Annotated in this window: 10 protein-coding genes; 6 read left to right on the top strand and 4 right to left on the bottom strand. The window is 37.5% G+C overall.

The genetic code is table 11. The features are described from left to right. Nucleotides 1–162: 162 nt before the first annotated feature. The 3 genes from AB2N10_RS05865 to AB2N10_RS05855 form a co-directional block, all read right to left on the bottom strand. Nucleotides 163–801, bottom strand: a complete 639-nt coding sequence (locus tag AB2N10_RS05865) for a DUF2057 family protein (RefSeq protein WP_354625238.1) — start codon at nt 799–801, stop codon at nt 163–165. Between the two features lie 240 nt (nt 802–1,041). Continuing rightward, nucleotides 1,042–1,920 (bottom strand): U32 family peptidase, encoded by an 879-nt coding sequence (locus AB2N10_RS05860; protein WP_354625239.1) that lies wholly within the window; start codon nt 1,918–1,920, stop codon nt 1,042–1,044. Nucleotides 1,921–1,936: 16 nt separating this feature from the next. Further along, nucleotides 1,937–2,932: a peptidase U32 family protein gene (locus AB2N10_RS05855; protein WP_354625240.1), complete on the bottom strand. Its 996-nt coding sequence runs from the start codon at nt 2,930–2,932 to the stop codon at nt 1,937–1,939. 172 nt (nt 2,933–3,104) lie between these two features. Here AB2N10_RS05855 and AB2N10_RS05850 point away from each other — a divergent pair, with 172 nt between their 5' ends. From AB2N10_RS05850 to AB2N10_RS05835, 4 genes are all read left to right on the top strand, one after another. Further along, the gene (locus tag AB2N10_RS05850) at nt 3,105–3,635 is read left to right on the top strand and encodes an SCP2 sterol-binding domain-containing protein (RefSeq protein ID WP_354625241.1); all 531 of its coding nucleotides are present in this window, start codon (nt 3,105–3,107) and stop codon (nt 3,633–3,635) included. Between the two features lie 305 nt (nt 3,636–3,940). Continuing rightward, nucleotides 3,941–4,699, top strand: a complete 759-nt coding sequence (locus AB2N10_RS05845; RefSeq protein ID WP_369434481.1) for an amino acid ABC transporter substrate-binding protein — start codon at nt 3,941–3,943, stop codon at nt 4,697–4,699. A gap of 130 nt (nt 4,700–4,829) precedes the next feature. Beyond that, nucleotides 4,830–5,501, top strand: coding sequence for an amino acid ABC transporter permease (locus AB2N10_RS05840; protein ID WP_354625243.1), 672 nt, complete (start codon nt 4,830–4,832; stop codon nt 5,499–5,501). Further along, the gene (locus tag AB2N10_RS05835; protein WP_354625244.1) at nt 5,501–6,268 is read left to right on the top strand and encodes an amino acid ABC transporter ATP-binding protein; all 768 of its coding nucleotides are present in this window, start codon (nt 5,501–5,503) and stop codon (nt 6,266–6,268) included. The genes AB2N10_RS05840 and AB2N10_RS05835 overlap by 1 nt, the downstream gene beginning before the upstream one ends. 66 nt (nt 6,269–6,334) lie before the next feature. Here the strand turns inward: AB2N10_RS05835 and AB2N10_RS05830 are convergent, their stop codons facing one another. Next, nucleotides 6,335–6,616, bottom strand: coding sequence for a peptidylprolyl isomerase (locus tag AB2N10_RS05830; protein ID WP_354625245.1), 282 nt, complete (start codon nt 6,614–6,616; stop codon nt 6,335–6,337). Between the two features lie 265 nt (nt 6,617–6,881). Between AB2N10_RS05830 and AB2N10_RS05825 the strand changes: the two genes are divergently transcribed. Both AB2N10_RS05825 and AB2N10_RS05820 read left to right on the top strand, forming a co-directional pair. Then, the gene (locus AB2N10_RS05825; RefSeq protein WP_369434480.1) at nt 6,882–8,591 is read left to right on the top strand and encodes an autotransporter assembly complex family protein; all 1,710 of its coding nucleotides are present in this window, start codon (nt 6,882–6,884) and stop codon (nt 8,589–8,591) included. Further along, nucleotides 8,588–12,433: a translocation/assembly module TamB domain-containing protein gene (locus AB2N10_RS05820; RefSeq protein WP_369434479.1), complete on the top strand. Its 3,846-nt coding sequence runs from the start codon at nt 8,588–8,590 to the stop codon at nt 12,431–12,433. Before AB2N10_RS05825 ends, AB2N10_RS05820 begins: the two co-directional genes overlap by 4 nt. Nucleotides 12,434–12,438: the final 5 nt, after the last annotated feature.

The following is a 12,438-nucleotide window of genomic DNA, read 5'->3' as shown; positions in this document are numbered from 1 at the left end:
AACAAATACATTCAACTTAATTTTTAGTGTAAATTAACTTGTTTTATTCAGTTTGTCACGTATTAATTGTCTTTGTTGTGGGAATAGCCTGAAAATATTTGTAGGATTTGAAGCAACGGGGGCTTGGTGTAGTAATTATTAATTACTACACCAAGTTGAATTTTATTTCATGTCTTGTTCTAACAACCACATTCTGAATGCTTTTTGCTCTTGTTTGCTCGCTTTCTGATATGTTTCTATTAATAGTGCCGTATTAGAAGTATTGATAGTTGTCGTTGCGGTCGTTGTTGTTAATGCTGGTACAGTTGCTGCTGGCATTGCTAGAGTTGCTGGAGCTGCCTCTGTTTGTACTGTAATGTTGTGCTGTTGATTATAGTCGCTGATTAATTTCTCAACATTACTATTTGGGAATAATCCTTCTCCGGAAATAATGTCACTATTAGTAACCATGGTAGTTTTCTCATCGTTTTTTACAATCCACTCAATGCCTTTATTAATTGCATTTTTTGCCTGCATTGAATTGCCAAAACGTTTAATACTAATTTCAGTATCTCCCTGTGTGTCGATATCAAAGATATGAATTTTACTACTGATTATATCCGAGTTTTTAAATTGCCCTTTGTACATGACGGCGACTTGATGTGGTCCATCATCAACCTCTAATTTATCTGAACTGAATAGGTGTTGTTTAACTTTTTTACCATCTACAGCAAGGATTTCAACGCCATTTGTGCTCACCAACTCTCCAGCATGTAGGAAAGGCGTTGAGACTAATGCCATAATTAAACATATTTTTTTCATGTACTGATCCTTTTTTACCCTGAGTGTGATTAATATCTTGTTTTAGTAAGATATTATGAGGGACGCGATTAATCAATAACTTCTTTCTAAATAGGCAATAAAATAGCGTGAATTTTCACTTATTACGCATTAGCTGAGAATATCCTTCCGTGTTGACCCTTTCTATACCCATGCTACCCCTTGTGCATCTATCTGAGCTGGTAGCAGATAAAGCATCTTGAAGTCACATGGGATACTTTGTTAGATAACGTTCTCTAATCCAGCGATATTATGCCAAAACCCATTACACTCAGTCGCCTTTAATTTAACGTTTTTCCCATTACCATTAAGCATTGCACTGTAGTTTTGTAAAACGGGTAAGCTATCGTCACTGGATGGACTTATGCGTACAATATCTACTAAACCTTCCATTGAAGGTAAATCGTTGATTAAGTTATAGCAGTAGCCTGATTGTGTTTGAATGCCATTTAATACGAATATTTGCTGTTCTTCTTGCGTGGTAACTATGCGCCCTTGGGGATATTTTATGCAACACAATTCACATTCGTCTTTGCCTTTGTTTTCAGAACGAGCCGTGAAACAGCGCGCAGAATAGGCCAAAGGAAGGTGACCATGGGAAAACACTTCGACTTCAAACTGATCACGAATACCTAGTGCATGGCAATCGTTAGTAATATTCATTAACCAGTCCCGTGATAGTTCTACTGGCATAACCCAACGTTGCATTCCTTTATTAACAAAGAGTTTAATGGTACCAGCGTTATAACAATTTATTGCAGGGCCGCACACGAAAGGAACTTTCTGTTCGCTAAGAATATTAATGGCTCCCAAATCATTTGCTTCCACTTTAAACAGACCATTTTCACATAATTGGCGCAGGATTTTAATTTCAGACGGGGCTTCTAATAAAGCCATTGTGGATAAAACGATCTCTTTACCTGAATTTGCTAACTCTTTAGCAAGCTCTATCCATTCACGTGTTTTTAATTCTCTTCTTTTACTGCAAACCGTTTCACCTAAATAAATAATATCAGCTTCACTTTTAATGATTTGCTGATAGTAATCTTCCAATGTTTTTTTTTCCCAGTAATAGAGTACTGGACCTAAAGCTAATTTCACGCTATTTCCTTAAATGTTATTGCCAGTTACGATGATATGCACCAAGCGTGGTTTGGCTGCCTTCAGAAACATTGGCAAGTATTGAATTCCAACTATCTTTGACTTGGTAACTGTCTGGGGCTGCTTTATAGGTGTCTATTGCTTGGCGCCATACTCGGGTAATTTGCTCAACATAGGCAGGGCTGCGTTGTCGTCCTTCTATTTTTACTGAGCAGATATTTGCCTGCATTAACTCAGGTAACATAGCTAACGTATTTAAGCTTGTAGGCTCTTCAAGCGTGTGATAATTATTATCAGAAACAGTAAATCGACCTTTACATAAGGTCGGGTAACCCGCTTTTTCTCCAGCTTGATAGCGATCAATTAAAATATTATTGAGCCTTGATTCCAGACCTTGCTCTGTTTCTGTCCAACGAACATATTTTGCTGGTGAACAGGCGCCGACGGTATTGGGGGACTCCCCTGTAAAATATGAAGATAAATAGCAACGTCCTTCTGCCATAATACATAAACTGCCAAAGGCAAAGACTTCCAGCGGTACATCCGTATTTCGTGATAACTGTTTAACTTGTCCAATGGAGAGCACGCGAGGAAGAACAACTCGTTTTATATTAAAATTATCTTTATAGAACGCGATTGCAGCACTATTGGTTGCCGATGCTTGCACTGACAAATGTAGGTCAAGTTGTGGATATTTATTGGCGGCATAATCTAGCGTTGCAATATCAGCAATGATTGCTGCATTTGCACCTAAATCAACGCATTTGTCTACCGCGTGTTGCCAGCGTTTTTCCCCACCGGGATGAGCAAAGGTATTAATGGCAACATGCAGGTGTTTATTATGGTCTGCAACGTATTGTGCCCCTTTAATGAGTTTTTTATCATTAAAATTTAAACCGGCAAAATGTCTCGCGTTTGTATCATCTTTTAAACCTATATAAACAGCATCTGCACCACAATCAATGGCTGTTTTTAAGGCAGGTAAACTACCTGCAGGGCAAAGGAGTTCCATTACATTTCCTAACTAAATAAAGTAGATGAATTGTAAGAAACTGACATTTATTTTTATTGATATAGGGCAGGGTTGATAAGATATTATATGAATATATGTAAAATTTGATTTGAACCAATATAATAAGTGAGTCTTTCATTAAAATAAGTAATCATTTAATAAAGAGATATTTATGCTTAAATCAATTATCACAAATTTGCAACATCAGTTGGTCATGAATACGCCCAAGGCTCTCGCATTGCCAGCATCTTTTGTCCCCTTTGTTATTCAGAAGAAATTACTTTCCTCTTTATTAGATTCGATTTTTGCTGAAGCAATAGAAGATGGTGATCTAGACTTTTTAGAAGATAAATGGCTGAAAGTAGAAGTGACTGATTTACAACTTTCCTGGTATTTAAGTTTTGCACAAAACAGATTAATAATTGCAGAAAAGCAAGTCAGTGAAGACGTGAGTTTCAGTGCGGATATCAACCAATTGATATTAATTGCCGGACGTAAAGAAGATCCAGACACGTTGTTTTTCCAGCGACATTTGTCTATTCAAGGGGATACTGAACTTGGTCTGGAAGTAAAAAATTTACTGGATAATATCGATTTTGATAATCTACCTCCGCTTGCTAAAAAGGCATTAATTCATTTATCTACTTTTGTTCAGCAGGGATTAATTGATCCAAAGGTAGCATTGGCGCATGGTCTCGCGTAAATTTTCTTACATATTATTCATAGATAGTTAGCACTGTTATTACTTTTTGTTATAAGCAATGCTAATTTATCTGCATTTTAGTGCTAATTCTAATTGCAACCATCTGCTTGTATCTATTACTATTCGTGCATAATAAATCTTTATTCATAGCGCGAATATTGTCCTGATGTTGATTTATTATTTTAGTTAAATAGACCTATTCAGCTTGTATCTTAAATGGACTATAGCCCCTAGCAACCATGGAATAATGAATAGATAATTTGAGAATTTGTATAACGCAAAATATTAACCTCAGTGGAAAAATAATGAAAAAATACGTTAAAATATTAGCAGCTACAATTGTGGCAATATCAACAATGGTAACCGCACCTGCATTTGCCAAGGAAACCGTTAAGGTGGGTATGTCTGGCCGTTATTTCCCATTTACATTTTCAAAAAATGACAAATTACAAGGTTTTGAAGTCGATGTCTGGAATGAAATTGCTAAGCGTGCCGACTATAACGTTGAATTTGTCACCGCCAGTTTTTCCGGTCTTTTTGGTATGCTAGAAGCTGGACATATCGACACGATTTCTAATCAAGTGACCATTACCCCTGCAAGACTTGAAAAATACCAATTTTCTACACCTTATGTCGTCGATGGTGCTCAAGTCGTCGTTAAAAAAGGGCGTAGCGATATTCAATCTGTCAATGATCTTAAAGGAAAAAAAGTCGCTGTTAATCTAGGCAGTAATTTTGAAGAGTTATTACGTGGATTAGATATCGCTGAGCAAATCAATATAATCACCTATGATTCAGGTTTTGAGCAGGATGTGGTGTTAGGTCGAACGGATGCCTTTGTGATGGATTGTTTATCATCGGTTCAACTTATCAAAAAATCGGGTTTGCCTTTACAATTGGCTGGCCAACCTTTCGATACCTTTGAAAATGCGATGCCATTTGTCAAGTCTGCAACGCAAACTATTATTAAAGAGAAAGTTAATGCCGCATTAGCAAGTATGCAAGCAGATGGTAGTTTGTCCAAGATATCTATACAGTGGTTTGGCGCTGACATTACCCAATAAGTTATTAAGTAACGATAAACCTTGTTCTATAGCCCCTTAATATGAGATTAAGGGGCTATTTTTCTAATTTACATTAACGCATCACAATCAATTCATCAGTAGGTTGTCGTTGCGAAATATGAGCTTTTCAATGCAAATTTTATTAGATTTTGAATACATGCTGGAATTACTTCCAACCTTACTTAAATACCTTGGTGTCACCATGGAAATGGCACTTTGGGGATTTTTATTTGCACTTATCATATCCGTCGCGATTGCTATCGTCCGCGTATTTAAGATAATATTGTTAGATCAGCTCTGTGCGCTTTATATCTCTTTTTTTCGTGGTACACCGCTCTTAGTACAACTTTTTCTACTGTATTACGGTCTACCTTATTTTATGCCTATTTTCTCTGGTATGGATGCATTTAGCGCTGCAATAATAGGGCTATCGTTACATTTTTCAGCTTATATGGCGGAAAGTATTCGTGCAGCAATCCTGGGCATAGATAAAAGCCAAATGGAGGCGTGTTTAAGCTTAGGCATGACGCGTTTACAAGCGATGCGAAGAATTATATTGCCACAGGCCTCTCGCGTTGCGACCCCCTCATTGATGAACTATTTTATTGATATGATAAAAAGCACCTCCCTCGCTTTTACACTCGGCGTGACAGAAATAATGGCAAAGGCACAAATGGAGGCGGCTTCTAGTTTTAAATTTTTCGAAAGCTTTTTAGCGGTTGCCTTGGTGTACTGGGCTGTTGTCATGTTTTTTACACGTATCCAGTATTTACTTGAAACACGTCTTAGTAAGGCATATTAATGATAAATGTAACCAATCTCAGCAAACACTTCGGTGATAATATTGTTTTAGACTCGATTGATTTTACCATTAAGCTCGGTGAGATAGTCGTCATTATTGGTCCATCCGGAACTGGTAAATCAACACTATTACGCTGTTTAAATTATTTAGAAACACCGACAACTGGCAGTATAGAAATTGCCAATGTTAAAGTTGATGCACTTCAGGCCACGTCTAAAAAAATAACTGAACTGCGTAAACAGAGTAGTTTTGTTTTTCAAAATTATTCTCTATTTGCCAACAAAACTGCATTAGAAAATGTCGCAGAAAGCTTAATTACTGTCTGGAAAGAGCCTAAGGAGAGCGCCTTTAAAGAAGCGCAAAGAATACTCACGCAGGTTGGATTAGCAGAAAAGATGGGCCAATATCCCTCGCAATTGTCAGGCGGGCAACAGCAACGGGTTGGTATTGCACGTGCAATGGCCGCAAAAGGGGAGGTTATTTTATTTGATGAGCCAACCTCTGCACTGGATCCTGAATGGGTTGACGAAGTGTTAGCTGTAATGAAATCGTTAGCGCAACAAAAACAGACAATGATAGTTGTTACCCATGAAATGCAATTTGCTAGAGAAGTTGCAGATAGAGTGATATTTATGGAAGGAGGGCATATTGTAGAGCAAGGTTCACCGGAGCAAATATTTGAACATCCTCAGCATAAACGTACTCAAGAGTTTGTTGCTCGTGCGACTAAAATGCCAGTATCGGCGCTTGATGCAGCAATGTTATAAGCGCGTAGTGAATAAAAAGTTGTGATTCATCGCGATGAATCACAACTCGCTGATCATTACTAATGATTAATCGTTTCGGCTTGTTACTTCTAATAGATGAAAGCCAAATTGCGTTTTTACTGGACCTTGAACAACGCCAACAGGTGCACTAAATACCACTTTATCAAACGCAGGCACCATCATTCCCGGGCCAAACTCACCAAGTTCACCGCCTTGTGCGCCAGAAGGGCAAGAGGAATGTTTTTTAGCGAGTTCTGCGAAATCAGCGCCAGCTTCAATCTCTTTTTTTAATTCAAGACAATCTTCTTCAGATTTTACCAGTATGTGTCTTGCGCTTGCTAATGCCATGATATTTCCTTTTATTTACTGTTTTTTAAAAATGTATATGTGATTATTAAGACGATAAATTAAAAATGGTCGTGTAGCAAATCTAATTTACCGTTAGCTTGGATGATAATTACGTTGTTGTGATAGCTAAATGTTTATTTTTAGGTAACAATATCCCATTCTAATAGTTATATAGCCATGATACTTGAAGATGCGATTTCTTGCTGACTTTTCATCTTCAAGTATCATGGCGATACATTTTCAAAAATGAGAGTCTTCGACATTAATGAGAGCTTTAAAATTACTCATTTTATTTTCCCTTGCGTTATTTCATATTATAGCCGTTGCCAAAGTCTCCTTTGAGATTAATGGCGTAAATAAAAATGCAACTGAAAATGTATTAATTTTCTTAAAAGGGTTAAATGAACCTGATAATTTGCAGCATTTTAGTTTTATAAAGCAAGTGAAAGAATCAACTACTGAAGCGTTAGTCGCATTAGGCTATTACAATGCCAGTATACAGATTGAAACAGAACAACAATCACAGCTAGTAAAAGTCACCATTATTCCCGGGGAGCGCACTCGCATTACAAAACTCGACCTGAAATTAACTGGGGAAGGTGTAAATGATCAGGCATTTCAAAAGTTACTCACAGAATTTGATGTAAAAGAAAATGCTTTTTTGAATCATGGTAAATATGAGTCAGCGAAAAGCAGTTTACTCAATTTATCCCGTCAACGAGGTTACTTTGATGCAAAATATGAAAAATCCTCAGTTGAAGTTAGCGCTAAAACAAATAGTGCTATTGTCTATTTTTGGTTTAATACTGGGCCTCGATATCAATTTGGTGAGTTGAAATTTAGCGCCATTCTACCTGCTGAACAGCAAGTTATTGCGTTAAGAAAATTTAAAGTTGGTCAGCCATTTGAATACCAAAAGCTGCGTAAATATAATGCAGATCTCAGTAAAACAGGTTATTTCAAAAATATAACTATCGTACCTGAAATAAAAAACAAGCAAGGGTTGTTGATTCCGTTAACTGTCGAGGCAACCATGCGACCAGAGGACTCCTTTAATGTCGGCCTTGGTTACAGTACAGACCAAGAAATACGTAGTAAATTACGTTGGAACAGACCTTGGGTTAACGACTACGGGCACTCTATTGAAGGTAATTTAATTGTTTCTGCAGAACAGCAAGAAATTAACTTTACTTATAAAATTCCTGAGATAGATGCTATTTATAACTATGATACCGTGCAGGCAGGTTACAAAAAATTAAATCAAAACGATACCGATACTCAGCAATATCTTCTTGGTCTTAATCGTAATTCGCTATTACAAAACCAATGGCAACTCACTACTTTCATTAAATATGACCATGAATATGGTAGGCAAGGGCAGCAAGAATACTCAAAACGCTCTATTATACCGGGGGTGACATTTAGTAGAAGTCGTCAACGAGGGGGCATGAATCCATATTGGGGGGATAAAAAATTAGTCTCTATTGAGTTTTCTAATCAATGGTGGTTATCGGATGAAGATTTAATTAAAGTTTATGGGCAATATAAATTATTACGTAGCATAAACCGTACACATGAGTTTTTTATTAATACGGAGTTTGGTGCTATTTATACACAGTCCATTGAAGATGTTCCTTCTTCTATGCGTTTCTTTACAGGGGGGGATCAAACTATTCGTGGTTATGATTACGAAAGTATTGCCCCTAAAGATAGCGATGGCTACTTAGTTGGAGGGAAATACTTAATTGTTGGCAGCTTGGAGTATCGCTATCCGATTGTGGAAAATTGGAAAGCGGCACTTTTTGGTGATGCTGGTAATGCAACGGATGATCTCTCCGCCGATTTATTAACCAGCGCGGGTGTTGGTGTGGTATGGGCTTCGCCAGTGGGTCCCATTCGCCTCTATCTCGCTAAACCCTTTGATACAGAAAAAAATAAAATAACATTGCACATTATGATTGGGCCTGAGCTATGAGTTTACTCTCTTATTTATATCATTCATGTAGAGTTTTATTACGCTTAGTCGTTGCATTTATCATGGTACTTTTCGTCACGGTAATGTTGTTACTGTTAACACATCGCGGCAATGTGTTACTGCTTAATGGTGTCGAAAGATTTGAACCGAGACTTTCTCTGCAATTGCTTGAGGGGAGTATTTTAAACGCACCTAAATTTGCAGATATCCGCTGGGAAGATCCATTAAATCAGATACAAATTGATAACTTAAGCTATCGCTTAGGCTGGCCATGCTTAATTAAAAAGCTTTGTATCGAAGCGCTAACGGTTAGTGATGCAAAAATTATTATTCAGCAATCACCCCCTTCTGAACTTGATGCTAAAGAAGTTCCTGAGCCTGACAGCCCATTCCAATTTCCACTTGATATTATTGTTGATGCCGTCAATTTAAAGAATATTAATCTGTTAATAGATGACCAATCTATACAACTAAATAGTTTAAGTTTACAAGCGGCTGCACAGAAAAATGTGTTAACGTTAAGTGCAGTTTTAGACGGAATAACCGTTACCTTACCGATGAGCACAACAGAGCCCGGTGCCAATGAACCTGTTGCACAGGCTGCAACCTTACCAGCGCTTCTAGCAGAAAGTGATTTAATTCAAATCAACATGCCTATCGCGTTGAATGTAACATCACTACAGGTAGATGATTTTGCACTTAGACAAAACAACGAGACGCTATTTAAAGTTAATTCACTGAAAACCAACCTCTCTTTTATTGATACAAAATTATCAATTACCACTTTACAACTTGATATTCCTGAAAGTGATCTAATGCTTAATGGAGAGATTGATTTTAACGACCATTATCCGCTTACTATTCATACAACGGGTAGCATAAAAAATATAACATCACTTCAACCTACACAATTACTAGCGGGTCAAAAATTCACTTTAGCATTAGATGGTGATTTAGCCGATTTGTCAGCCAAGTTAACTTTGCGTGACAAGATGTGGGCAAATATTAATGCTCAAACAAGTTTATTAGCTGAAAATTTACCCTACACCCTCGCTATGGATTGGCACAATTTGCAATGGCCATTAACCGGGAAAGCAGACTACCTTTCAACACAGGGAACGCTAAAAAGTAGCGGGGACGTTAGTCATTATCAGCTAGACATAACGGGTGATTATGAAATCAACAGTGTGCCAAAAGGTGTGCTTAATTTATCTAGCTCAGGAAATTTAACCGAATTACAAATATCCCGTTTACTTGTTAAAACATTAAATGGAGAGCTTGATCTAAACGGCCATATAAATTGGCAAAAAGAGTTGCAATGGGCTGCCGATCTCAGCGTCGATAAATTAGATTTATCGCTATTAGATAGCCAATATAAGGGCGTTGTATCTGGGAAATTAAGCCAAACCGGTCGTGTTGGATTAACTGAAAATAGTCAAGACTGGCAATTTTCGATGCCCACCTTAGATGTGAAGGGTGAGTTATTTGAGCGCCCCTTGTCAATACAGGGGGCTATTAATGGTGACAGTAAACAGGGGGTCGTTTTTGAACATGTCGTGATTAAAAATGGCAGTAACCGTTTTAATATGCATGGACGTTACGCTCAGCAAAGTGATTTACAGGTTAATATTGATATTGTTGATTTGAGCCAACTACTAGCAGAAAGTACGGGCAATATGAAAGGGAGTGTGACATTAAGTGGTTCACAACAATTGCTCCATATTGACGCTAAATTACAGGGCAATGAGGTCAAATATCAAGATACCGCTTTAAAACATTTTAATTTGGCCGGTAAATCAACCTTAGCCGATAAGATTAAAATGAATGCGACATTAAATCTCAGTGGACTGAGTAGCGCAGGGGAGAATATTGATAACATTACCATCAGCGTTGAAAATACGGTGAGTCAAAAAACAAGTGAAAAGCATTTGATTAATATCGCCTTGCACAGTGATATTGCCACTACCGATTTACAAATAGCAGTAATACAAAATAACAGTGAATGGCTAAGTTCGTTAAATAGTGCATACATTACTACTTATGATCATAATCTAAGGTTAGACAATCCACTCAATGTTATTATCGAAGAAGATATCGCTATATTTAGCCCTCACTGTTGGAGTGTTGACGGTGATCTGCAAAATAATAGCGGAAAACTATGCTTCAAAAAATTAAATGTGGGGGCTAATGGTGAAACTGAGTTTAAGTTAGACTCCTATTTATTAGAAAATATCGCACCATTTTTACCTAATGATTTTAAAATGGCAGGCGCAGTTACAGCAACGGCTAAAATAAAATGGTTTGAAAATAAAAAACCATTATATGAAATTCATCTTTTATCTAATGATATGCAAGTCAGTGTTAAATTAGATAATGAATTTGAGCCACCCGTGACCTATCAGGTTGAAAAGTTCGATATAAAGTTACTGAGTGATAAAAAAGCAAGTAATGTTGATGTCTCAATCTTCGCTAATAATCTGATTGATGCGCAAATAAAAGGGAAGTTATTTCCCTATCAAAAATCACCCGAAGTTACAGCACAAATTAAATTGGTTTTACCTGATTTAGCCCCATTTGCTGCGATTATTCCTGCTTTGGATCAATTTAATGGAAAAATCGATGCGGATGTCTCTCTGGCCGGGCCACTCCATTCACCAGATAGTAACGGTAAAATAACGATCAGCAATGTCGATATCAGCAGCGTTGATATACCCGTTAGAATTCATCAATTTAATAGTAATATACAGCTAAATAAGAAGAAAGCCACTATTCAAGGGGAGTTTTTTTCCGGTGAGTTATCCAAAAACCAGCTTAAACAAAAGCAAGAAAATAGCCCGATTTTAGGCCAGGTCAATATAAGTGGGAACCTCGATTGGGAAAAAAGTCTTGTCGGTGATGTTCACCTTTACGCACAACAAATGGCTATCGAAGACTTTGATAATATTTCGTTAGTCGTCAGTCCCGATATTAAGCTTTCCTATATTGATTATTTAAAGTTAACAGGTCAAATCAATGTTGACCATGGCAGTATAAAAATAGAAGAGTTAGCAGACGATGCAATCGCACCCTCAAAAGATATTATTGTTGTCGATATGGAAGTTGATAAGCAGTCTGCATCACTACCTATAGAAATAGACATGGGGTTATCCCTCGGTGAAAAACTGACTATCGATGCCTTTGGTTTAAACACTAAAGTAACCGGTAATTTGTTAATACGCAAAGCATTACAAAATAATGTCACCATGCATGGAGTGTTGAATTTGGTGGACGGAAGCTACCGCTCACTCGGACAGCAACTGGTTTTGCAAAATAGTACTGTGACCTTCCAAGGAGCACCAGAGACACCTTATATATCCATAGAAGCTATTCGCGATCCTAATAGAATTCAGAAAAATATAACGGCAGGGGTGCGCGTAACAGGTACGCCCGGCGATTTTGATTTAGTTGTTTTTTCCGACCCGGTTATGTCGCAACAAGATGCGCTTTCATATGTCACGCGAGGTAAATCTTTACAAAATAGTAATGATAGTTCTGGGGATAATCAGATGACCAGCATGTTGATAAACCTTGGCACAGGAAGTTCCTCAGAGATTCTTTCTGGATTTGGTAATAACTTAGGTATTCAAGATTTAGCGCTTTCCAGCAGCGGCACTGGGGATGAACAATCCGTTGATGTAAGTGGCTATATCACAGATGACATTCAACTCAGTTATGGTGTTGGCGTATTTGATAGCTTTAGTGTGGTCGCCCTACGTTATGAAATGTTTGAACGTTTTTTTGTGGAGGCATCGAGTGGGCTGTATCAGGCAATCGATGCATACTATGAATTTGATTGGGATTAGGCACC

This window comes from Psychromonas sp. MME1 (genome assembly GCF_041080865.1).
In the GTDB taxonomy this organism is placed as follows: domain Bacteria; phylum Pseudomonadota; class Gammaproteobacteria; order Enterobacterales; family Psychromonadaceae; genus Psychromonas.
The sequence above is the reverse complement of the archived record's forward strand: the minus strand, read 5'-3'. Positions and strand labels throughout refer to the sequence as shown.

Bases quoted from the DNA above. Each gene is read 5' to 3' on its own strand.
- AB2N10_RS05865 (WP_354625238.1), bottom strand. From the start codon at position 801: ATGAAAAAAATATGTTTAATTATGGCATTAGTCTCAACGCCTTTCCTA.
- AB2N10_RS05855 (WP_354625240.1), bottom strand. From the start codon at position 2,932: ATGGAACTCCTTTGCCCTGCAGGTAGTTTACCTGCCTTAAAAACAGCC.
- AB2N10_RS05850 (WP_354625241.1), top strand. From the start codon at position 3,105: ATGCTTAAATCAATTATCACAAATTTGCAACATCAGTTGGTCATGAAT.
- AB2N10_RS05845 (WP_369434481.1), top strand. From the start codon at position 3,941: ATGAAAAAATACGTTAAAATATTAGCAGCTACAATTGTGGCAATATCA.
- AB2N10_RS05840 (WP_354625243.1), top strand. From the start codon at position 4,830: ATGCAAATTTTATTAGATTTTGAATACATGCTGGAATTACTTCCAACC.
- AB2N10_RS05835 (WP_354625244.1), top strand. From the start codon at position 5,501: ATGATAAATGTAACCAATCTCAGCAAACACTTCGGTGATAATATTGTT.
- AB2N10_RS05830 (WP_354625245.1), bottom strand. From the start codon at position 6,616: ATGGCATTAGCAAGCGCAAGACACATACTGGTAAAATCTGAAGAAGAT.
- AB2N10_RS05825 (WP_369434480.1), top strand. From the start codon at position 6,882: ATGAGAGCTTTAAAATTACTCATTTTATTTTCCCTTGCGTTATTTCAT.
- AB2N10_RS05820 (WP_369434479.1), top strand. From the start codon at position 8,588: ATGAGTTTACTCTCTTATTTATATCATTCATGTAGAGTTTTATTACGC.